Source organism: Xenorhabdus santafensis (assembly GCF_033949405.1).
In the GTDB taxonomy this organism is placed as follows: Bacteria; Pseudomonadota; Gammaproteobacteria; order Enterobacterales; family Enterobacteriaceae; genus Xenorhabdus; species Xenorhabdus santafensis.
This window is the reverse complement of the sequence record NZ_VCDN01000045.1, coordinates 40,400-62,893: the sequence shown is the minus strand read 5'-3', so window position 1 is coordinate 62,893 and position 22,494 is coordinate 40,400. Positions and strand designations below refer to the sequence as shown.

General features: G+C 42.2%; 18 protein-coding genes. 14 read left to right on the top strand and 4 right to left on the bottom strand.

The features are described from left to right. Positions 1 to 63: 63 nt before the first annotated feature. The 3 genes from znuA to lpxM all read left to right on the top strand — a co-directional run bounded on the left by znuA (position 64) and on the right by lpxM (position 3,446). The gene (znuA, locus tag FE392_RS12105; protein WP_319930481.1) at positions 64 to 1,020 is read left to right on the top strand and encodes a zinc ABC transporter substrate-binding protein ZnuA; all 957 of its coding nucleotides are present in this window, start codon (positions 64 to 66) and stop codon (positions 1,018 to 1,020) included. Between the two features lie 20 nt (positions 1,021 to 1,040). Further along, on the top strand, positions 1,041 to 2,354 hold the full coding sequence (mepM, locus tag FE392_RS12100) for a murein DD-endopeptidase MepM (protein WP_319930480.1): 1,314 nt from the start codon (positions 1,041 to 1,043) through the stop codon (positions 2,352 to 2,354). A gap of 123 nt (positions 2,355 to 2,477) precedes the next feature. Further along, the gene (lpxM, locus tag FE392_RS12095) at positions 2,478 to 3,446 is read left to right on the top strand and encodes a lauroyl-Kdo(2)-lipid IV(A) myristoyltransferase (RefSeq protein ID WP_319930479.1); all 969 of its coding nucleotides are present in this window, start codon (positions 2,478 to 2,480) and stop codon (positions 3,444 to 3,446) included. A gap of 553 nt (positions 3,447 to 3,999) precedes the next feature. Here lpxM and FE392_RS12090 read toward each other — a convergent pair. Continuing rightward, complete coding sequence (locus FE392_RS12090; protein ID WP_319930478.1) at positions 4,000 to 5,727, bottom strand: thiamine pyrophosphate-dependent enzyme; 1,728 nt, start codon at positions 5,725 to 5,727, stop codon at positions 4,000 to 4,002. Positions 5,728 to 6,336: 609 nt separating this feature from the next. Here FE392_RS12090 and FE392_RS12085 point away from each other — a divergent pair. Beyond that, a complete protein-coding gene (locus tag FE392_RS12085) occupies positions 6,337 to 7,146 on the top strand; it encodes a lysoplasmalogenase (RefSeq protein ID WP_319930477.1) in 810 nt (269 codons plus the stop codon). Next, a complete protein-coding gene (locus FE392_RS12080; RefSeq protein ID WP_319930476.1) occupies positions 7,143 to 8,546 on the top strand; it encodes a coniferyl aldehyde dehydrogenase in 1,404 nt (467 codons plus the stop codon). The genes FE392_RS12085 and FE392_RS12080 overlap by 4 nt, the downstream gene beginning before the upstream one ends. Positions 8,547 to 8,846: 300 nt before the next feature. On the opposite strand, the gene pyk is transcribed toward FE392_RS12080, so the two are convergent. Next, positions 8,847 to 10,289 carry a pyruvate kinase gene (pyk, locus tag FE392_RS12075; protein ID WP_319930475.1) on the bottom strand — a complete coding sequence of 481 codons (1,443 nt, stop codon included), beginning with the start codon at positions 10,287 to 10,289 and terminating at the stop codon, positions 8,847 to 8,849. A 284-nt stretch (positions 10,290 to 10,573) separates the two neighbouring features. Beyond that, positions 10,574 to 11,422 carry a MurR/RpiR family transcriptional regulator gene (locus FE392_RS12070; RefSeq protein WP_319930474.1) on the bottom strand — a complete coding sequence of 283 codons (849 nt, stop codon included), beginning with the start codon at positions 11,420 to 11,422 and terminating at the stop codon, positions 10,574 to 10,576. A gap of 402 nt (positions 11,423 to 11,824) precedes the next feature. Between FE392_RS12070 and zwf the strand changes: the two genes are divergently transcribed. From zwf to FE392_RS12040, 6 genes are all read left to right on the top strand, one after another. Then, on the top strand, positions 11,825 to 13,300 hold the full coding sequence (zwf, locus tag FE392_RS12065; RefSeq protein WP_319930473.1) for a glucose-6-phosphate dehydrogenase: 1,476 nt from the start codon (positions 11,825 to 11,827) through the stop codon (positions 13,298 to 13,300). A 190-nt stretch (positions 13,301 to 13,490) separates the two neighbouring features. Then, positions 13,491 to 14,291 carry a hypothetical protein gene (locus tag FE392_RS12060; RefSeq protein WP_319930472.1) on the top strand — a complete coding sequence of 267 codons (801 nt, stop codon included), beginning with the start codon at positions 13,491 to 13,493 and terminating at the stop codon, positions 14,289 to 14,291. A 481-nt stretch (positions 14,292 to 14,772) separates the two neighbouring features. Further along, positions 14,773 to 15,189: a multidrug/spermidine efflux SMR transporter subunit MdtJ gene (mdtJ, locus tag FE392_RS12055; RefSeq protein WP_319930471.1), complete on the top strand. Its 417-nt coding sequence runs from the start codon at positions 14,773 to 14,775 to the stop codon at positions 15,187 to 15,189. After that, a complete protein-coding gene (gene mdtI, locus FE392_RS12050) occupies positions 15,173 to 15,505 on the top strand; it encodes a multidrug/spermidine efflux SMR transporter subunit MdtI (protein ID WP_319930470.1) in 333 nt (110 codons plus the stop codon). The genes mdtJ and mdtI overlap by 17 nt, the downstream gene beginning before the upstream one ends. Positions 15,506 to 16,275: 770 nt before the next feature. Continuing rightward, entirely contained in the window at positions 16,276 to 17,121 is an 846-nt protein-coding gene (locus FE392_RS12045; protein ID WP_319930469.1) for a TauD/TfdA dioxygenase family protein, read from the top strand. 1 nt (position 17,122) lies between these two features. Then, positions 17,123 to 18,130 (top strand): radical SAM family protein, encoded by a 1,008-nt coding sequence (locus tag FE392_RS12040; protein ID WP_319930468.1) that lies wholly within the window; start codon positions 17,123 to 17,125, stop codon positions 18,128 to 18,130. 159 nt (positions 18,131 to 18,289) lie between these two features. On the opposite strand, the gene FE392_RS12035 is transcribed toward FE392_RS12040, so the two are convergent. Continuing rightward, positions 18,290 to 18,634 carry a RidA family protein gene (locus FE392_RS12035; protein ID WP_319930467.1) on the bottom strand — a complete coding sequence of 115 codons (345 nt, stop codon included), beginning with the start codon at positions 18,632 to 18,634 and terminating at the stop codon, positions 18,290 to 18,292. 302 nt (positions 18,635 to 18,936) lie between these two features. On the opposite strand from FE392_RS12035, the gene yoaA reads away from it, so the two are divergent. The 3 genes from yoaA (at position 18,937) to FE392_RS12020 (ending at position 22,472) form a co-directional block, all read left to right on the top strand. Beyond that, positions 18,937 to 20,853: a DNA repair helicase YoaA gene (gene yoaA, locus FE392_RS12030; RefSeq protein ID WP_319930466.1), complete on the top strand. Its 1,917-nt coding sequence runs from the start codon at positions 18,937 to 18,939 to the stop codon at positions 20,851 to 20,853. Positions 20,854 to 20,916: 63 nt separating this feature from the next. After that, a complete protein-coding gene (gene tsaB / locus FE392_RS12025; protein WP_319930465.1) occupies positions 20,917 to 21,612 on the top strand; it encodes a tRNA (adenosine(37)-N6)-threonylcarbamoyltransferase complex dimerization subunit type 1 TsaB in 696 nt (231 codons plus the stop codon). A 278-nt stretch (positions 21,613 to 21,890) separates the two neighbouring features. After that, positions 21,891 to 22,472: a Slp family lipoprotein gene (locus tag FE392_RS12020; RefSeq protein WP_319930464.1), complete on the top strand. Its 582-nt coding sequence runs from the start codon at positions 21,891 to 21,893 to the stop codon at positions 22,470 to 22,472. Positions 22,473 to 22,494: the final 22 nt, after the last annotated feature.

Here is a 22,494-nt window from a genome sequence, read left to right as displayed (position 1 = left end):
TGCAGAACCATTGAAATGTTATAATATAACAATCTTCAAGTTACTGCATGGGATATTGGTATTATGTTACACAAACAACAGAAATCCGCGCATAAATTTTTTCATAAAGTTACACTAATAACAGCACTGGCTGCTGGCGTTAGTGGGTATGCGCAGGCAGACGTCGTCACTACTATTCGTCCATTGGGTTTTATTGCTGCTGCTATTGCTGATGGTGTAACAGATACGCAAGTTCTGTTACCGGATGGCGCCTCTCCACACGATTATGCTTTACGTCCTCTGGACGTACAGAAACTCAATCAAGCAGATTTGGTTGTTTGGGTTGGCCCGGATATGGAAACATTTTTAGCGAAACCGATAGCTAAAATTGAAAAAAATAAACAATTGGCATTGGCTGAATTACCAACAATCAAGCCATTGTTATTGAAAAATAGCGAAGATGATCATGATTCAAGTGAATCGAATCAGCATAAACATGAAACTGATCACGAACATCACCACCATGGTGAATATAATATGCATATTTGGCTTTCTCCCAAAATTGCAGAGAAAGCAGCTCAAGCAATATACGATAAGCTTGTTGAGCAATACCCTCAGCAAAAACAACAATTAGAAGTAAACCTACGTAAATTCAATGGACAGCTCATACAAACTGATAAGAATATTGTTAGTATTTTAAATCCTGTAAGAAAACAGGGATATTTTGTTTTTCACGATGCATATGGCTATTTTGAAAAACATTATCAATTGTCTCCATTAGGGGTTTTCACGGTAAATCCTGAAATACAGCCCGGAGCACAAAAATTACATCATATACGAACACAATTGGTTGAGCGGAAAGCAAAGTGCATTTTTGCTGAACCTCAATTCAGGCCGGCCGTCATTCACGCCGTAGCTAAAGGTACTGATGTAAAAATCGGGACACTTGATCCTTTAGGGAGCGGCATTGTATTGAACAAAGATAGCTATATGAAATTTATAACTCAGTTATCAAAACAATACGCGAGTTGCCTGAATTAGTAAGATAAGGAATTTTATTAGTGCAGCAGATAGCTAAAACTATCGCTTTGGTATACAACAACCTACCAAAACCACATAAGATCATGCTTGGATCTTTAACTTTGGTTACTTTGGCCGTCGCTGTATGGCGGCCAGTCTCCTACCATGAGCGAGAAGAACGGACAAACAGCATTATTCTTAGTACCCCCAATGGTATTCCTGATGCAACAGATGATGTAGCGGATGATACTAATGAGCAATTTCCTGATGAAGGTATTGGGGATGAAGAAAGCAACTCTGATGCAGCAGCAAATGTTCCTCATCAATATGTTGTTTCCAGTGGGGATACCTTAAGTAGTATTTTAACTCAATTTGGAATCGATTCTTCTGACGTTTCTTTATTGGCAAATCAAAACAGGGCACTGCGTAATTTAGGCATTGGTCAATCATTGTCCTGGTCGGTTGATGAAAATGGTAATTTAAAAACGCTGACATGGAGTGTGTCACGCCGGGAAACTCGCACGTATACCCGGGAAGGGGATACATTTAAGGAATCAAAAGAGTTTCAAAAAGGGGAATGGAAAAATAACGTTATCACAGGCGTGATTAACGGTAGCTTCAATGGCAGCGCCCTTACCGCAGGGCTGAGCAGCAGTGAAGCCAGAGAAGTGACAAAAGCCCTGCAATGGCAGATTGACTTTCGTAAATTACGCAAAGGCGATCGTTTCTCCGTACTGATGTCACGTGAAATGCTTGACGGCAAAAGTGAACAGAGCCAGCTTTTGGGAGTTCGTTTACAAAGTGGCGGTACTGACTATTATGCTTTCCGTGCTGACGATGGCCGTTTTTACGATAGCAGCGGTTCTGGTCTGGAACGCGGTTTCTTGCGTTATCCTACGACGAAACAATTCAGGGTCTCATCTCATTTTAATCCTCGCCGTGTAAACCCTGTTACAGGACGGGTAACCGCACATCGGGGTGTCGATTTTGCAATGCCTGTAGGCACACCGGTTCTGGCTGTGGGCGATGGAGAAGTGATCGTATCTAAGTTTGATGGTGCGGCAGGTAATTTCATCGCTATCCGGCATGGTCGTCAATATACCACTCGTTACATGCATTTGAGAAAATTACTGGTGAAACCTGGCCAGAAGGTGAAAAGAGGAGAGCGTATTGCTTTGTCAGGCAACACCGGACGCTCAACCGGCCCTCATTTGCACTTTGAAATCTGGATCAACCAACAAGCTGTTAACCCACTCACGGCAAAATTGCCACGCTCTGGTGGGCTGAGTGGCAAAGAACGCACAGAATATGTTGCGATGGTTAGGGATATCAAACCTCAGTTAATGTTGGATTGAATGTTCTTGAGTTAGATTATTGACAGACACAAAAGCGGATGATTGATATCATCCGCTTTTGTGTTATTTTTTGTTGAAAACTTGCGTCTTGAAAGCGAGTGTTGGAATTATCAGAGTTAACTCATGAATAAAGATAAAAACGCAGATAGTAAAGCAGGATATGTCCCAGAATTTCATCGTTCTTATTTGCATCCTCGCTATTGGGGGATTTGGGCTGGCGTGGGAGTGTTAGCCGGTTTAGCCTATGTCCCGGTAAAATGGCGTGATCCTTTATTGGCTAAGGTGGGTGCTTGGGCGGGCAAAAAAGCAAAAAGTGCTCGCCGCAGAGCAAAAATCAATTTAGTTTATTGTTTTCCTGAGTTAACCGAACAGCAGCGCGAAGCGTTAATTGATAAAATGTTTGCCTGTGCCCCTCAATCATTTGTCATGCTGGCAGAACTCTGCTTAAAAGGCGCAGAGTCAACATTGAAACGCACTCAATGGCACGGAGAGGAAATTTTAACCGACTTACACGCACAGGGAAAAAATGTCATTTTAATGGTGCCTCATGGATGGGCAATAGACATACCGGCCATGCTTCTGGCTGCCCGTGGTTATAAAATATCCGGCATGTTTCATCATCAAAGCAATCCCGTAGCTGATTATTTATGGAATAAAACACGCCAATTTTTTGGTGGGCGTTTGCATTCCCGTGATGCAGGCATAAAGCCTTTTATTGCCTCAATACGTGACGGTTATTGGGGATATTATCTGCCTGATGAAGACCACGGTGAAAAACAAAGTGAATTTGTTGATTTCTTTGCTACTTACAAAGCAACTTTGCCTGCGGTCGGGCGTTTAATGAAAGTCTGCCGCGCTGCGGTTGTGCCATTATTTCCGGTCTATAACTGCCAAACTCATCAATTGGATATTTTTATCCGCCCACCAATGGATGATATTGAAGGGCAGGATGATGCTTATATTGCCCGCCGTATGAATCAGGAAGTTGAAGAATTGGTTAAACCTAACCCTGAACACTATACATGGATATTAAAACTGCTTAAAACGCGGAAAGAAGGGGATATCGAACCTTATAAAAGGCAAGATCTGTGATTTGGGTGTTATCAAATAGAGATGCTATTTGAATTACAGACTCAATAAGATAGATAACCACTTTTATTGCTGGTGGATGCTTAAGTTTCCATCAGCTTATCAATCATAGAGCGTTTGCTGCTTACTCTTTATTCCTTTCATTTTTAATAGGTTGTTTAAACTTTATCCTTATTGTTGTGCAGATGTATTTTTCTTACAGAAATAGTTGCATCTCCTCAAAAGTAATAGCTTTTCGTCAAATAAAAAAACGAACTTTCATCTAAAGTAAATTTCTATTGTCATCCTGAATGGAGCCGAATAATAATTTCAGAACAAATGGTATATTGTTTATTCGGCGCGTATTCGGATTTTCAACCTGTTTATCATATATCCATTGTTATACAGGAAATCTGGTAGTGCCGGGCTAACCGCCAAGAACGTGCAGAGCACAATTGGCTAACATATAAAACGCCCAATGAAGTTCATCATCAGGCGTTAAGTAAAAATAGTGTCAACACATATCAGGATTAGGCACAGTCAACTGACTGGGTGTTTGATACTATTTTAGTATGCACTACTTACCAAGTTTTTGGCTCAGGTTGTTGCCAATCAAGCCTGCCACATCCGCAATGCGCCCATGAAAAATGGCTTTAGTTGCGTAAAGGGCTGTGTCGGCGACTTGAGTAAAAGTAACTTCTGGCGGCATCACTAATTCATTTGGATTAGTGTGTACATCAAGTAGCGCAGGCCCCGGATGCGCAAGGAAGTTTACTACCGCTTCTTCTAATGCGTCCGGATTTATCACTTTTTGGCTGTATATACCAATAGCTTCGGCAACTTTAGCGAAATCATCATTTTTTAGTTTGGTGTAATGATCCAATAAACCCTCAACTTTCTGTTCTAATTCAACAAAATTGAGCGAGCCATTATTAATCACGACGAGTTTGATCGGTAACTCTTCTTGTACCAGTGTAAACAAGTCACCCAGTAACATGCTTAAGCCGCCATCACCACATAGCGCAATAACCTGACGCTCTGGAAAAGCAACCTGTAGCCCTATGGATTGTGGCATGGCATTAGCCATAGTGCCGTGGAGTAAGCTGGTAAGAGTACGTCGCGTGCCGAGGCTATCAATGTGACGTAGTAACCACACCATCGCCGAACCGCCATCTGCGGTAAATAACGCATCTTTATCTGCATGCTGATTAAGAAGGCTAACTAAGTATTGCGGATGAATGGGTTGACCCGAAGAACGTTGCTCCTCTTTATGCCGGCGTTTTAGTGATTTTTCGCGAACTTTGGCAATTTTTTGTAGGAAATTATCCTGCGTACGATCTGTTACGTGTGGAAGCAAGGCTTCAATGGATTCTGTAATATGGCCCACAGCACCAAATGTAATGGGGTGCCGGCGCCCCAGATGTGTGGGATCTCGATCGATTTGGAGAATAGTGGCTTTATCCGGATAGTATTGAGACCACGCGAAATCGACACCTAACAGTAATAAAGTATCACATTGATTGATAGCCTCTAATCCGGCTTCAGAGCCAAATATACCTGTCATGCCCACAGAGTATGGATTGTCATACTCGATAAAATCTTTACCGCGGGAGGTATTAACGACAGGAGCCTGTAATTTTTTTGCCAACTCCACTAAGCTATCGTGTGCACCTTCACACCCAGCTCCAGCATAAATGGTAACCCGTTCCCCTTTATTAAGAAAATTAGCCAAAGTTTCAATTTCTTCAGGACTTGGAATCAACTGTGGTTGAGGCATCCAAATAGATTGCGTTGTGGCTTTGGTTTTCGCTTTACTGATATCAACAGGGATGATGACAACGGCGACACCTTGTTTATTCAGTGCTGCTTGGCAGGCACGCCTAACCACGGCTGGGGCTTGGTCGGGTGTAAGGATCTGTTCGCAAAACACAGTGCAGCTTTGATAGACAGATTGAAAATCCACTTCTTGCGGGAAGTCATTACCCAGAGATTCACTACTGATTTGGCTTGCGAGTAAAATAACAGGAGCCTTATTGCGATGGCTCTCGAATAACCCATTAATAAAATGTAACCCCCCTGGGCCACAAGAGCCAGCACAGGCGGTGAGCCGCTTGGTCATTAGAGCTTCCGCACCAGCTGCAAACCCGGCCACTTCCTCGTGACGCACATGAACCCAATCAATTGTGCTACGGCTCATTGCATCCGTGATGAAATTAAGCGTATCTCCGGGCACACCATAACAATGTTGTACTCCAGCTTTTTCAAGCTGTTCGATAATAAGCGATGCAACCAATCTTTCAGACATAGCAGATCCTTATAGTTAATTTTTTATTAAGTATAGTGCGAACCAGCTGAACTATTGGTTATAGCGCATTTATCCTCAAAGTTCAGCAACTATAAGAAATTAAAACCTTAAATCATGATGTTAATTGGATAAATCATAGTGCTGCATTTGCCGTAAAGTCATCTTGTTCACTCCCGGACAGGTTTTAGAAAACATAAAAATTTGTGAGATATTTATGCGATAAAGCAGCTAAAAAGATTTCTTCGGGCCATTGGGAACACAGCTAAACCAGAGGATTGGCGTTGTAGAATGGGAATAATATGGCGGTATTAAAGAGAGGCGGATTAGTTCCCGTTGATTTCGGTATATTAAGATATATGGAATAAAAAAATAGAACCTCTTATGCAGCAGGATAAATGTTATGAAGATCCCAATTATTAATTGTGTCCTAGTCTAACTTTCAAACTCAGCCAGCCGGATTAGCACTTGTTTGGTTTTGCGGCAGTTGGGTGAATAATCCTCTGTATACGGCCTTGATTAGTGGGGAGTGAATAATCAAGGAGCCATTGATTGAGGGTAAGGGGAATCCTGTTACTGTTAATCAGCGAGGCAGAAAATAGGGTGAGGCATATGGCACCAAATAATTGTACTCTTCAGCATAAACTTCATAACAAAATAGGATTGTTTTATATACTTTTCTCCGTTTGTGCCATTGCAGGTATTTCACTCAGCAACTTTGTTAACCCCGCCTGGATCTGGTTGCACTATCTGACTAAGCCAACCGCGACTGCCTTATTAGTGCCTTGGGTTTTATTGAGTCGTACGCCTGTCTCAATCCGTTATCGTAACGCTATTGCGTTTGGGCTGGCATTGGCCGTAGTGGGTGATATTTGTTTGATGTTACCGCAAGACTACTTTTTGGCCGGCCTATTTTGTTTTTTGCTCACTCATTGTGCTTATATTTATGCTCTATGCTGCGATAATATTTCGCTTTCTGCTATTAGAAATAAAAAATTAAGCTCAGAATTTATTCTTCTTCGTGCGATTTTCATTATAACTGCTGTTTTCGTCATATTTGAGGGTATAGCAGCATTAATACTCATCAGACTGTGGGAGTATCTACCGAACAGCATGAAAATTCCGGTTTCCGTCTATGCTGCAATTTTGGCTTTCATGGCTGGGCTGGCGGTTAACAGAGCAATTGTTTACCCATTTAAAAATCCAATACCTGCAACACCATATGATGTTACACAACACATTGCGAAAAATACTACGTCAAATAGTGCAGCTTTTGGCGGTATTTTCTTTGTTATCAGCGATAGCTTGCTCGCTTATGGGCGTTTTTACGTTGAAACGCCGTTAAGCCCGCTGTTAGTACTTGGTACTTATTATATCGCTCAATGGTGTTTTGCCAGCTCTGTGCAGAGACGTGATCAATGACAGAATTAATCAATATTAAGTTTGATGCACTGCGCCAAGCATGGGAGCAGAATCGCCCCGATGAAAATCAACGGCGCAAAGATTTGTTGTGCTTGCGGGCAAATTTTAAAGCCAGTCTGGATGAAATGATGGAAGCCATTTCCCGTGATTTTGGTCATCGTTCCAACCACGAGAGCATGCTGGCAGAAGCAATAACAGTGTTGGCAGAAATCGATTTTTACCTGCGGTATCTTAAAAAATGGATAAAACCGCAAAGGCGTAAGGCCGGATGGAAATTGTGGCCAGCCACCGCTGAAATACGTTATGTTCCGCTTGGTGTTGTTGGCATCATGGCTCCGTGGAATTATCCGGTTAATTTGACTCTCACGCCATTGATAGCAGCGATTGCCGCAGGTAATCATGTCTTCATCAAACCGTCAGAGCATACGCCCCATGCCAATGCTTATCTAGAAAAACTGTTAGGCAAAGTGTTTCCGGAAAATCGGGTCTGTATTGTTCAGGGAGGATCAGATATTGCGGCCGCATTTTCTGCTTTGCCCTTTGATCACCTGTTTTTCACTGGTTCCAAGGCTAACGGTAAAAAAGTTATGGCCGCTGCTGCACAAAACCTTACTCCCGTTACGCTGGAGCTTGGCGGCAAATCTCCGGTACTCATTGCCCCTGATGCCGATCTGAAAAAAGCGGCGGCCCGCATTATTACCGGAAAACTTTTCAATTCTGGACAAACCTGCATCGCACCAGATTACGTATTATTGCCGGAAAGCGTTATTGAATCGTTTGTTGCTGAAATGAAGGAACAGGTTTCACAGCGCTATACTCAATCAGCCAGTTTTTCGGACTATACCCACATTATCAATAACAACCAGTATCAGCGTATTACTGAATTACTTGAAGATGCGATCAGGCGCGGTCATCAAGTTATTGCGCTGATGCCGTTTGTTGATCCAAAACAAGCGCTTGAGCAAGGTTTTTTCATTCCTAGCTTAATCCTGAACCCTGAGGATGACAGCGCAATCATGCAGGAAGAGATCTTCGGCCCATTGTTACCGATTAAAACCTACCGAACATATGATGAAGCCATCAATTACATTGTACGCCGTGATCGCCCATTGGCTTTTTATTGCTTCAGTAAAAACAATGAGCACATAGAGGCAGCTTTATCGCGTGTCATCGCAGGCAGTATCTGCATTAATGACACGTTGTATCAATTTGCATGTACAGAGTTACCCTTTGGAGGTGTAGGGCAGAGTGGAATGGGAGGCTATCATGGCTATGAGGGTTTCAAAACCTTTTCCAAAGCGATGCCTATTTTACGTAAATACAATCCAGCACTAACAGATAAGTTGCGGCCCCCTTATGGGAAGCTTGCAAATATTATTATCCGTTTTCTTACACGATAAAAATTCCCTATTTCAGACAACGTTTTCCTTCACGTGGGAGCATTACATATGTTTTATATAACGCAATGAATGAGCCTATTATTTTTTAGGAATTTGCAATCCGCTAATGGCAGAACGATAGATTTTGGCGGGTTGGGTGGTGTGTGCATTCCAAAAGTTTGTAAGACATAAATTAGCAATTTTGACGGCAGGAAAATCGCGATAGGAGAATAAACCAGCGGATCACCGGAAAGTTCATGGGCAAAGAAATCAAATGTAAGTAGGGCCAATAAACAGGGCCCTACGCATATTTTTTGAGAGTTATTCGACTTCCAATACCCGACAGGTATTGGTACTGCCAATTGTTCCCATTTGGTCACCTTGGGTCACCAAAACAACATCTCCAGAGGTCAGATAGCCTTTATCCCGCAGGCGATTCACTGCTTCGCTTGCTGCGGCAATACCATCAGTGTGCAGGCTGCAATAAACGGGAGTCACTCCACGGTAAAGTGCGGTACGATTCAAGGTTGATTCATGACGTGACATGGAGAAGATAGGCAAGCCGGAGCTGATGCGGGACATCATGCGGGCTGTACGGCCAGATTCTGTCATGGCAATAATGGCTTTGACACCTTTCAGGTGGTTGGCGGCATACATAGTGGACATTGAAATTGCTTCTTCAACGCTGTCAAATGTAATATCCAGACGATGCTTGGACACATTGATGCTTGGCATTTTTTCTGCACCCAGGCAAACTCGCGCCATTGCTGCAACCGTTTCCGCCGGATATTGGCCTGCCGCAGTTTCGGCAGAAAGCATGACGGCATCAGTACCATCCAGAACCGCATTGGCGACATCCATCACTTCAGCGCGGGTCGGCATTGGGTTGGTTATCATGGATTCCATCATCTGTGTGGCTGTAATCACGACTCGATTCAGTTGTCGGGCACGTTGGATCAGTTTTTTCTGTACACCGACTAACTCGGGATCACCAATTTCAACGCCCAAATCGCCACGGGCAACCATGACAACATCGGAAGCGAGAATAATTTCGTCAATAATTTCATCATTGCTGACGGCTTCAGCCCGTTCAATTTTGGCAACGATTTGAGCATCACAACCCGCATCACGCGCAAGACGGCGGGCATAATTCAGATCTTCGCCGGAACGGGGAAAAGAAACAGCAAGATAGTCAACACTGATTTTGGCGGCAGTCAGAATATCTTCTTTATCTTTTTCAGTCAGCGCTTCGGCCGATAACCCGCCACCTAATTTATTAATGCCTTTGTTGTTGGAAAGAGGGCCTCCTACAGTAACTTCCGTGAAGACTTTCATGCCCTGAACATCCAGAACTTTTAACTGAACCCGCCCGTCATCCAATAACAGGATATCACCGGTCATAACATCAGATGGTAGACCTTTATAGTCGATACCGACTTTTTCTTTATCACCTTCTCCTTTACCCAGATTGGCATCCAGCAGAAATTTATCCCCGATATTCAGGAAAATTTTTCCTTCCTTAAATGTGGATACGCGTATTTTGGGCCCTTGAAGATCACCGAGAATGGCAACGTGGCAGCCTAAGCGAGCAGCAATTTCACGAACTTTATTCGCACGTTGGATATGATCTTCCGCTGTGCCGTGGGAGAAATTGAGGCGGACGACGTTGGCTCCCGCGCTGATAATCTTTTCTAAATTGTTGTCACGATCTGTAGCCGGGCCAAGTGTAGTGACAATTTTTGTTCTTCTGAGCCGTCTGGACATGCATTACTCCGTTGACCTGTGAAGTATGAGTTTTTGATTACCGTAGGATAACCACTTAATTTTGTTATTATCAACCCTACACTGCTAAATGATGCAGTTGGGTGCCTCTATACCTTTCGTCTTTCAAGTTGCTTTTTTGTTTGCTGGCTGCGTTTATTCAGCCCGAGTCATACTAGCCGGGGCTTCTTTTGCTGCCATGATGCAATTTGAAATCCATTGGATATATATGATATCAGCCCGGAGAGTTGATAAATAGTGAACAAAAACACAGCCTATTTTCTGGCTTATTCATGCTTATCAAACCGCGAATTACGTAACGCTTCCTTGACTTTTTTCAAGTTATCTCTGAATTTTGAGCCTCGGCGCAGTGTAAAGCCCGTTGCCAGTACATCGATGATGGTAAGTTGAGCAATTCTGGATACCATCGGCATATAAATATCGGTGTCTTCAGGAACGTCCAACAAAATGGAAAGGGAGGCTTCATGTGCCAGTGGGGAACCGGTTGAAGTAATAGCGATGACAGTTGCATCATTTTCACGGGCCAGTTTTGCGATCTCCACGAGGCTTTTTGTTCGCCCTGTATGGGAAATCAATACGACAACGTCGCCTTCATTGCTGTTCATGCAGCTCATTCTCTGCATCACGATATCGTCAAAATAGGTGACTGGGATATTAAAGCGAAAAAATTTGTTCATGGCATCGTGGGCCACGGCGGCAGAAGCACCCAAGCCAAAAAACGAGAGCTTTTTGGCTTGGGTCAGTAAATCCACTGCGCGGTTAATCGTTGCAATATCCAGATCATTTTTCACCGTATCTAGGTTGGCCATGACCGATTCAAAAATTTTATTGGTATAAGAGGTGACGCTGTCACTTTCTTCCACATTGCGATTTACATAGGGCGTTCCATTGGCAAGGCTTTGTGCCAAATGCAATTTAAAATCGGGAAAACCTTTAGTTTCTAATCGGCGACAAAAACGATTAACCGTAGGTTCACTCACATTCGCCATTTTAGCCAAAGTGGCGATGCTTGAATGAATAGCTGTCTGGGGGGATTCAAGGATAACCTGCGCAACCTTTTTTTCTGACTTACTCAAAACATCAAGACTATTTTGGAGCCGTTCCAGTGTGTTCATAAAACGCAGTTCAACCTCGGTTTTAACGATTTCATTAACAGGAGAAATCTATGTCATTTTTGTGAAAATATACTACTTGTTATTGAAAGCTGGCAGTGCCTAAAACGGAATAATTGGAGAATTTTCATTAAAATATGACAAGTGTCTAACTTTCAACTTAGTAAGATTAATTCTTAAACGTTGTAAACTTTCAATAAATCACCACTATTTCGTTGTATGTGCTGACAGATATATTTGGGTTATGGTCAGTATAAATACAAAACGACGATGAATGTCAAAGCTGCAATGTTAAGATGAAAGGAATACATGAATGATCAATGTTTACTGCATATAACCAAAAGAGTACATTACTCGCAGATTCTGTAAAAAAATTACAATATCCCGTAATCGAGGAGATGCAACATGGCGGTGACGTCTACAGCTCAGGCTTGTGATTTGGTAATTTTTGGGGCTAAAGGAGACTTAGCGCGCCGGAAATTAATGCCTTCCCTTTACCAGTTAGAAAAAGCGGGTTATATCCACTCTGATACCCGAATTATCGGTGTTGGCCGTGCTGACTGGGATAAAAAAGCCTATACCAAAGTTGTTGAAGAAGCGTTGACTACATTTATGTCCGAGAAATTGGATCCAGAATTGTGGCAGAAACTCAGTGCACGCCTGGAATTTTGCAATTTGGATGTCAATGAGACGGAACATTTCAACCAACTGGCAAAAATACTTAACAAGAGCAAGTTGCCGGCCATTCACTATTTTGCCATGCCGCCAAGTACGTTTGGTTCAGTATGTCATGGGTTGGGTGCTGCGGGGCTGAATAAAGAACCCAATCGTGTTGTGATGGAAAAACCACTGGGCACCGATCTTGCTTCCTCCAGGGCCATCAATGATGAAGTTGCAAAATACTTCGCTGAAAATCAAATTTACCGCATTGACCATTATTTAGGCAAAGAAACTGTATTGAACTTGCTGGCTTTGCGTTTTGCCAATTCACTCTTTGTCAATAACTGGGATCATCGCACGATTGATCATGTGCAAATTACTGTTGCCGAAGAAGTGGGTATTGAAGGGCGCTGGGGATATTTCGATCAGGCTGGGCAGATGCGTGACATGGTTCAGAACCATCTTCTGCAAATTCTGACAATGATTGCAATGTCGCCACCGGCTGATTTGTCTGCGGATCGCATCCGTGATGAAAAAGTGAAAGTACTGCGTTCATTGCGCCGGATAGATCAGACCAACATTCGGGACAAAACTGTTCGTGGGCAATATACTGCGGGCTTCGTGCATGGCATGAAAGTGCCCGGTTATCTGGAAGAAGAGGGCGCGAATAAAGGCAGCAAAACAGAATCTTTTGTATCAATCCGTGTCGATATTGATGATTGGCGCTGGTCTGGTGTGCCTTTCTACTTGAGGACGGGAAAACGTTTACCGGCTAAATGTTCTGAAGTTGTCGTTTATTTTAAAGAGCCTTCTTTGAATTTATTTGCTGAATCCTACCAGCAATTGCCGCAAAATAAGTTGACGATCCGCTTGCAGCCAGATGAAGGTATTGATATTGACGTGCTGAACAAAGCCCCGGGGTTGGAGCACAAACACCGTTTGCAGACAACTAAATTGGATCTGAGTTTTTCGGAAACATTTAATCAAACACATCTTGCGGATGCGTATGAAAGATTGTTGTTGGAAGCGATGCGTGGCATTCAGGCGTTGTTTGTCCGCCGTGATGAAGTAGAAGAAGCATGGAAATGGGTAGATTCCATCATGGAAGCTTGGGCTGCGGATAATGAACCACCGAAACCCTATCAGGCCGGAACTTGGGGGCCTGTGGCGTCCATCGCTCTGATTACTCGTGATGGGCGTTCATGGAATGAGTTTGAATAACGGGCGATCTTCTCTGCTGTATTGTTTTTCCGCTTTATAGCGTTACCTTAATCTGGCCGTGTTTTGCGGCCAGATTTCAGTTAAGCCAATCCTAAATCCTAATTTCTTTGAAGTTCATCACGTCAAAAATAATTTCATTATGTTACTAATTTGTTGGTCTAAATTTAGTGGATATGGATGGGAATAAAATATGGGCAACAATAATGGTGATAAAGGGACTTGGCACGCTCAAAGAGCATCAAGACGTGAGCTAATGAACCGCACTCGGGGCAGTGATGAGGATGTCCGCGATCAGTGGATTTCCAGAAGTATAAAAAGACATGATGACTCTGCACCAGAAAATGCATTAACAAGCCTGCGCACAGTCTATGAAAATAGGGCCAAATTAATCAATTACAACTGCTTGGATTCATATAATACCGTTCATAAACCAAATCCCAAAGCACGCCAGCCTCAGCCGCAACAACCACATGTAGGCTTAGATCAAATTTATGTACTTGAACGTATTGGCATAATTGAACGCCCCGAACCTGAGCCAAATACGGGATTGTTGTCTTGTTTTAAATTTAAAATGCATAAACAAAATAGAAAGGCGCTAGAAGATGATGAGAGTCATAACTATGTGATGAAATGTATGGAATCAATGGAGTCCCATGTTCCAGACGGACGGTACGTATATACTATATATTCTGATATGCCTCAGGTAGTTGTATGTACTTCTGGGGTTGGTGCTATTGGCCATTCATCGGTAGTTAAGGGCAGAATTTTTTGGTGTCGCCGTGATGCCAGTCAACCTCTCCCAAATGATGAAGATATCGATTATACAAAATACCCTGTAATGCTGGCAGGTGAGCTTTTTTTCAACCAAGGTAAATTAATTCGATGGAATAACAGAAGTGGGCATTATCGTCCCATGAAACAATCTGTATTAGAGTTTGGTGCGGCAGCTCATATACTACCCCGTAAACTGTTTGTAAATAGCTTCGGTTAGATATTTTTTGTTGTATCTAATTGAAAAATGGTATTTTGTTTGAAAATTAGCTGAGTAATCTAAAAATCTGTCAACTATTTGTGTTTATTTTTTGGATATGCTATAAAAACAGACTAATCAATCACATATACCATTAATATGAGGGTTCGTAGTATATCGCACAGTGAAAGTCGTGTGATGAAAGAATAAAATATTATGAATAGCGCCAAAAGCGTCAACATTCAACACAGTAACAAAATTCAACGTTGTACCCATGTTCTCTTCCTTTCAGCTACCTTATCCAGTGAGCACTACTGGTGCGGTGCCCTTTAGGGTCTTCTCCTGCTAATCGGTTTTTCACCGATAAATTTCTATTTGCCAAAATATTTGTCTGAAACGCCAATTCGATCTTGGTATCGCGCCGTTGCATGCGTGTCTGCCGTGTTGGCATCTATTGCTTGAATGTCTTGGCATGCTTATTTGTATGTTCAGGAGAAGAATAATGATTTATTGGATATTTCTTGTACTGGCAATTGTGGCAGAAGTCATAGGGACTCTGTCAATGAAACAAGCCAGTGTTTCGGGTGGTTTTACGGGGATGATCGTGATGTACACCATGATTACAACTTCTTACATTTTGCTGGCAATAGCCGTGAAAAAAGTGGCATTGGGCGTGGCTTATGCATTATGGGAAGGTATTGGTATCCTGTTTATTACTGCTTTTAGTGTACTGTGGTTCAACGAATCCCTGTCAGCAATAAAAATTGGTGGATTGGCACTGCTGATAGCCGGAATTATCCTGATCAAAATGGGAGCGAAAAAAAATCCGGGCAATTCCTCAAATGGTTCTCCAAAAAAGACGGCTAAAAACGCCGTAAATCAGCAAATGAAGGAGGCAGAATATGTTGACTCAATTTGAATGGTGGCATGCTGCATTTTTGCTTTTGGCTGTTTTCTTGGAAATCGTAGCAAATATTTTATTGAAATTATCTAACGGTTTTCAGCGTTTTTGGATAGGTATTTTATCTTTGGTTTCTGTGTTGGGCGCGTTCAGTGCTTTGGCTCAGGCTGTGAAAGGAATTGAACTTTCCACTGCTTATGCCTTATGGGGAGCGTTCGGGATTCTTGCAACAGTGGCAGCGGGCTGGATTATGTTCAACCAGAGGCTGAATTTTAAGGGGTGGGGCGGTATCGTGCTGCTGCTCATCGGCATGGTTATGATTAAAATGGCTTAAATTCAGTCTATAAAATGGCATTGAGTGAGCAACATGATTTCATTCAATGCCATCCTGCTTGGTAATCAATGAGCTTGATCACTGCCCAATCGGCTAAGAATTACGGAAAAATATATTTCAGTCTGCCAGCTACCGACAAATCTATCTTATAATAAACACAATAATTTTTATATAAAACAATGGATTATTCTTTTTAGCTAAAAAGAATCCTTTTTTTGTTGCTCAATTGTAATTATCAATGATATCTTTTTGATATTCGTATTATTTAGTTATTTAAATTTTTAGCTACTGAGCATTGAACAGAAGTTCAATTAACTTTAATAAAACTGATATTTTTAATTCTCATTAATAAATTTTTCTATTACTAATCCACAAGGAAGCATTCCTAGATCCTATTATTCATATAGAAATGATTTTCTTGAACATTTCGATTTATTGATGATAATAAAAAATCATGAATAGATCGATGTAGGTATAATTGATGCGTAACTTTGTTGATGCGTATTTTATTGGGCTAAAGAGTAAAAAATAAAATTTTAATCAGTATTTAAAATAATCCAACTAAACTTTGATTATGAGATAATGGTTTGTTTTATTTTTTTATGCTTGAACCTACTGAAGGTAATACAGGCAAAATTTAATAACTGTATTTAATAGTATTTCAGATGCATGCCAAAAACACATATTAATAAAAGAGTATCGGTTATAGAAATAATCGACATTGGATATGTTTTTTAGAAAATAAATTTGCCTGATTTATGAGGTTGTTTATGTTACTAGATATTAAACCTATTAAGAAACACTTTGGTATATATGTAACTAGTAAAGCTATTTCCAAATTATCATTATCAGAATGTATGGAAATAAAATATCTTTTATCGAAATATGGATTGTTAATATTTAGAAAACAGAAAATGAATGATGAGGAATTAGTCAATTTTGCCCAAAAAATAGGTAGTGGAAAACTTGAAGAGCCAGCAAGAAAAATATCGTTATCTGATGTTAGAAAGTATATAGCCTACCTGACGAATCTCCGTGACAGCGATGGGAATCCATTGGGTTTTGCAGGTAATAGCACTGATTTTTGGCATTCAGATCAAGAGTTTCGTGTTAACCCTGCATCAATCAGCATATTATATAGTGAAGTTGTAAAATTTAGCGGTGGAAATACATCTTTTGCCTCAACAGCCGTCAATAGTCTTAATTTTTCCCATGATGAATTCTCCTTATTAAGTAACTTACATTCAACACGTCAGCCTGCATCCACACATGACAATGTTCCTCATGTTACGGTCGCCCATCCTGTAATTCTTGAAAATAAAAAAACAAAACAAAAATATGTCTATGTCAGCGAAAATACCATTGAATTTATAGATAACAATGAAGTTTTTCCAAATTCAAGCACACTCAAAGAAAATGTTTTAGAAAAAATTCTTGCTCCAGATAACATCTATTCACATCAATGGGAGGAAGAAGATTTATTGCTTTATGACAATAGCCAATTATTGCATCGGCGTGAATGCTTTACAGGTGACAGATTTATTAAAGGGTTAAAAATATACCCTGACGTATCTTATCAATCCGAAATACCAGGCTGGATTGTTGGAGGAAATTAATATGAAACTGACAAAAGAGCAAGAGAAATCCATTACTCGCCTTATTAGAGAAAGCAATAGAAAATATACTGAAGGGCGAGAACTAAAGCCTGCTGAACCTATGTTAATTAGGGCAGGGGTTGCCGGGGATTTACCCTTTAATAGTTTAACTACAGATGTAGTTACTGGTTGTTTACCGGAAAGTATGGCTTGTTATGGTATGTGTTTTTCTGCTATTTCCAGTTGGGAATATGGTATCGATTTTGGTAAACGGATAGAGAATGAATTAGACGAAGAAATTTTTGTCGGCGATCTCCGGGCATTGCCTGATTCACAAAAATATATCAGATGTGGATGGAATAGTGATCCATCATGGAATTGGCCGGTATCAACCCGAATGGCCGAGTTAGCCCGGCAAGAGGGTTTACTGATGATATTTATCACTAAATCCTTTAAGAAGATGGCTTGTAATATTACTCAACGCTTAACTGACGTTAATGCAGAAATGCGGGTTTCAATTAGTGCATTGGATACCAATGAACAATTAAAACAGCGGCTCGACTTTATTAAAAATTTCCGGGAGGCTGGGGGGGTTGTTATTCCCATTGTGCTGACTGCGTTTTTTAAAGATATTACCTTGATGGAACGACAGCAAAATATTGTCGATTGGATGGTAAAGCATGATTATCCTGCGGCCGAAAATAGCTTGAGATTCCCCAAAGACGCCAGCATTACTCAGGTTGTTGATACTGAAATGGTTAGGCCATTGGATAACGGTGATTCAATTTGGAGCGGGCGCCTCTATCCCGATCAACTGGTTTTTCCTACCACAACTACTGTTCCGGAAGATTATCAGGGCATTGACAGCGGCTATCTTTCTAAACTGAATTTGGATGACATTTGCCAATTATTTATCGATCCGGTTAAAACACATCAAGAGGTTATGTTATCCGATTTACCTCTTGCCAGCCCCAAAATGTGCGGATTATCTGATACGCATCGTCATGTCAGCTCGAATTACTCTCAATGAGTGTGTTTAATCCAGCATCTTTGAGAGGCCATTTGCAATGTATTGGGGTTATCAATGAAGCCTGAGAGAAACACTCTCAGGCTTTTTTCGCAGGAAAGGAGGATCGTATAAAACGGATAGCAGGCCCATTCGCTGCTATGCCGGCCTTATAATCCATATTTATAAGGCCGCGATAATTTTGATTTCTACTTTATATTGTGGGTTCATCAGTTCAGCCTGAACGGTACAACGAACAGGTGCACTTCCTGCAACGACCCATGTATCCCAAGCGGCATTCATGCCCGCAAAATCCGTTTTGTCTGCCAAAAAAATGGTAGCGTCCAAGATCTTGCTTTTATCTGAACCCAGTCGATGCAACAGAGTATCAATGGCTGCCAATGTATCGGCTGTTTGTTCTGTAATATCGCCATCCAGTTTCTCTGGTACGCTAGTATAATAAATCGTGCCATTGTGAACGACTGCTTCAGACCAACGGGTATCTGGATCAATACGTTTGATAGTCATTAAATCTCCTGTTAATTTATACAGTTTTTAGCTGAGCCGGATGTTTGTTGCAACTCAGTACTGACATAATTTGGCTACATTTCCAAATCAGATGGGATAGTTTATCTGCCTGTGTATTCTTGGGGGAAAGATTATATTCCAATTCAAGTAGGGCTGGAAAGTTAAAGGAAAATTGCATTGACATAAGAAGTGACTCAGCAGCATTTCAGGAAGTTGGCGCAGCATCCTAATGCCAAATGAGTTATCATTTATGGATAGTAGTTATCTGATCATTAAAATCATTTCATTGAAAGAGACAGTTTGTGTCAGACGATTTTGCGAAAAATGGCGTGCTAGCCAAGGCTATAGCGGGATTTAAGCCGCGTGAAGCCCAAAGAAAAATGTCTTCGGCGATTACCATTGCAATCGAGAATAAGCAGCAGTTGGTTGTGGAAGCAGGAACAGGTACGGGTAAAACATTTGCTTATCTGGTGCCAGCCCTGCGTTCTGGCAAGAAGGTGATTGTTTCTACTGGCTCTAAAGCGTTGCAGGATCAACTTTATAATCGTGATCTTCCTACCATTGTAAATGCCTTGGGTTTCGAGGGTAATTTAGCTTTGTTGAAAGGGCGTTCAAATTACTTATGTATTGAACGTCTCGAACAGCAGTCCATCGGCAATTCCCAGCTAGATGCTGAAATACTGGCAGAAGTCATCAAACTGAAATCTTGGTCAGTTCAAACGGAAGAAGGTGATATCAGCAATTGCCATCAGGTTGCGGAAGATAGTTCCGTTTGGCCGTTGGTGACGAGCACTAATGATAATTGCCTTGGCAGTGATTGCCCGAGTTACCATGAATGTTTCGTGTTGAAAGCGCGCCGAAAGGCAATGGAAGCCGATGTGGTTATCGTCAATCACCATCTGTTTATGGCGGATATGGTTGTTAAGGATACGGGGTTTGGGGAATTAATTCCGCAAGCTGAAGTTGTCGTATTTGATGAAGCACATCAGCTTCCTGATATTGCCAGCCAATATTTTGGGCAACAATTAAGCAGCCGCCAATTGCTCGATTTATCACGGGATATCATCTTGGCTTACCGGGTTGAATTGCGTGATCAGGCCCAATTGCAAAAAAGTGCCGATCGGCTTAGCCAAAGTGTGCAGGATTTCCGCCTGTCATTGGGTGAAAACAGTTATCGGGGCAATCTGCGCGAGGTTTTGCAACAACAGCAGGTTCAGCGGATGCTTGTGAGGCTGGATGATGCCCTGGAGCTTTGTTATGACGTCATGAAACTTTCTTTGGGGCGTTCAACCATGCTGGACGTCGCTTTTGAACGGGCGACACTCTATCGCAACCGCCTGAAGCGTCTGATTGATGTCACAATACCCAATTATAGTTATTGGTTTGAAAGCTATGGCCGTCACTTTTTATTGGCGCTGACTCCTTTATCCGTCTCTGATAAATTCAGTGACATGATCCGTGAACAGTCAGGTTGTTGGGTTTTTACATCTGCAACCTTATCGGTCAATGAACAACTCGATCATTTCACGGAACGTTTAGGTTTAAAACACGCTCAAACGTTATTATTGCCCAGCCCCTTTGATTATGAACGCCAAATGTTGTTGTGCGTGCCGCGCCATTTACCGTCACCAAATCAGAATGGTGGGGCTAAATGGTTGGCCCGGATGTTGAAGCCTCTGATTGAAAGCAATAAAGGGCGTTGTTTTTTCTTGTGTACTTCCCATCAAATGATGCGCAATCTGGCAGAAGAGTTCAGGGCCAGCATGACATTGCCCGTTTTGGTGCAGGGGGAAACGAGCAAGGGGAAACTATTATCACAGTTTATTGCGGCAGGTAACGCAATTTTGGTCGCAACAGGGAGTTTTTGGGAGGGAGTGGATGTGCGTGGTGATGCCTTGTCTTGTGTCATTATTGATAAACTACCATTCACTGCCCCGGATGATCCGTTGCTCAAGGCGCGCATTGAAGATTGCCAGTTAAAAGGCGGCGATGCTTTTAATGAAGTGCAACTTCCCGATGCCGTGCTCAGCCTGAAACAGGGGGTTGGGCGTTTGATCCGCGATATTGATGATTATGGTGTTGTAGTGATTTGCGATAATCGGTTGGTAATGCGCCCCTATGGTGAAGTCTTTCTCAATAGTTTGCCGCCGGCTCCCCGCACCCGTGATTTAGCAAAAGCGGCTATGTTTCTGAAATCACGTCCATCACAGTCAGAGTAAAATCAGTGGGGCTATGATAGTATAGCCCTTTGTTTCGAATTCTATTCTTGCCGGAGTTAAGGCATGTCCACGCGGATTTTAGCTATTGATACTGCAACTGAAGCCTGTTCTGTTGCACTTTTGAATGATGGTGCCGTTGAGGCACAATTTGAAATTTCTCCACGAGAGCACACTCAGCGTATCTTGCCTATGGTGCAAGATGTTTTGTCGAAAGGAAATATAAGCCTGCAACAACTGGATGCATTGGCATTTGGTCGTGGCCCCGGCAGTTTTACCGGCGTGCGGATTGGGATTGGCATCGCTCAGGGTCTGGCATTGGGCGCAGAATTACCGATGATTGGTGTCTCTTCCTTAAAAACAATGGCGCAGGGCGCATTTCGCCTGAAAGGGGCAACCCAGGTTTTAGTTGCGATTGATGCACGTATGGGAGAAATATATTGGGGGCAGTACACCCGCAATGATTTGGGTGAATGGCAGGGAAATGAAACAGAAGCAGTTTTGAAACCTGAACAGGCACAGGCAATAATAAGTACTCTGTCTGGTGAATGGGCAATTGCAGGAACAGGATGGGAAGCATATCCACAATTGCTGGATAGCGGCTTGGCATTGATAACCAGCGGCATCACTTTACCTCACGCAGAGGATATGCTGCCACTGGCAGTTCAAATGTGGGAAGCAGGGGAAGCAACGGCAGTTGAACATGCTGAACCGGTCTACCTGCGTAATGAAGTGACATGGAAAAAACTTCCGGGCCGTTGAAGGTCTTTTGCCCGGTGCACTAAAATTCATGCAACTTGTGACAAGAAGTGGTGTCCATGAAATATACGCTTCTCACCTTTTAAGTTGTACGCTGTCGTAAATCGTGCGTTGTTGTAAACCGAACGTATTGATCTTGGCTGCGTTTACTTCCATCATTTCCCCGGTTGCATAGCGTCACTCATGCCATTGGGGATGTGTTCCTTTGCTGCTTCTCTGTGACTTGAAAGCTAACGTTGTCGTATAAAATCTTTTATATGGTTTCCTGAGTTGGAGGAATTATGCTCACTAGAACTCACTATCGAAGAATGTGGCAAGCGGTGATGCTGTTGGGAACGGTGATGCTTGTAGGTTGTGTATCGGTTCCTGATGCGATTAAAGGAACCGCCAAGCCACCTGTAGAGAATCTATTTTCTGTTAAAAACGCACCTGAAATATACATTGGGCATGAAGGGCGGTTTGGCGGAAAAGTGCTCGGGGTACTGAATGAAAAAGACCAAACCCGGTTGGAAATTTCTGCTATGCCATTGGCAGCTAACGCCTCACCACGTTTAGAGTCTGCGTCTTTGGGGAGAATTTATGCCAACGTGGATCGCTTTTTAGAACCGAGTGATTTTAAAGATCGCTATGTCACTGTTGTGGGGCCGATTATCGGCATCGAGAAAGGAAACGTAGGTAATAGCCCGTATGATTATGTCGTGTTGAATGTCACGGGTTTTAAACGTTGGCATGAGTCTCAGAGGGTTATATTCCCGCCTTCGGCAGGTATTGAATCATGGGGTTATTATGGTTATCCGTATATGGATTGGCATGGTTATCCATCATCCCGGCCAGCATCAGTTGAAACGATATTGACTGAATAAATCGACAGGGTAGAGGAGTTGT

Coding starts and splice junctions, on each gene's coding strand:
- pyk (WP_319930475.1), bottom strand. CDS start 10,289: ATGTCCAGACGGCTCAGAAGAACAAAAATTGTCACTACACTTGGCCCG.
- FE392_RS12035 (WP_319930467.1), bottom strand. CDS start 18,634: ATGACTATCAAACGTATTGATCCAGATACCCGTTGGTCTGAAGCAGTC.
- FE392_RS12085 (WP_319930477.1), top strand. CDS start 6,337: ATGGCACCAAATAATTGTACTCTTCAGCATAAACTTCATAACAAAATA.
- mdtI (WP_319930470.1), top strand. CDS start 15,173: ATGTTGACTCAATTTGAATGGTGGCATGCTGCATTTTTGCTTTTGGCT.
- FE392_RS12020 (WP_319930464.1), top strand. CDS start 21,891: ATGCTCACTAGAACTCACTATCGAAGAATGTGGCAAGCGGTGATGCTG.
- tsaB (WP_319930465.1), top strand. CDS start 20,917: ATGTCCACGCGGATTTTAGCTATTGATACTGCAACTGAAGCCTGTTCT.
- znuA (WP_319930481.1), top strand. CDS start 64: ATGTTACACAAACAACAGAAATCCGCGCATAAATTTTTTCATAAAGTT.
- FE392_RS12070 (WP_319930474.1), bottom strand. CDS start 11,422: ATGAACACACTGGAACGGCTCCAAAATAGTCTTGATGTTTTGAGTAAG.
- FE392_RS12080 (WP_319930476.1), top strand. CDS start 7,143: ATGACAGAATTAATCAATATTAAGTTTGATGCACTGCGCCAAGCATGG.
- FE392_RS12060 (WP_319930472.1), top strand. CDS start 13,491: ATGGGCAACAATAATGGTGATAAAGGGACTTGGCACGCTCAAAGAGCA.
- FE392_RS12040 (WP_319930468.1), top strand. CDS start 17,123: ATGAAACTGACAAAAGAGCAAGAGAAATCCATTACTCGCCTTATTAGA.
- zwf (WP_319930473.1), top strand. CDS start 11,825: ATGGCGGTGACGTCTACAGCTCAGGCTTGTGATTTGGTAATTTTTGGG.
- lpxM (WP_319930479.1), top strand. CDS start 2,478: ATGAATAAAGATAAAAACGCAGATAGTAAAGCAGGATATGTCCCAGAA.
- mdtJ (WP_319930471.1), top strand. CDS start 14,773: ATGATTTATTGGATATTTCTTGTACTGGCAATTGTGGCAGAAGTCATA.
- FE392_RS12090 (WP_319930478.1), bottom strand. CDS start 5,727: ATGTCTGAAAGATTGGTTGCATCGCTTATTATCGAACAGCTTGAAAAA.
- FE392_RS12045 (WP_319930469.1), top strand. CDS start 16,276: ATGTTACTAGATATTAAACCTATTAAGAAACACTTTGGTATATATGTA.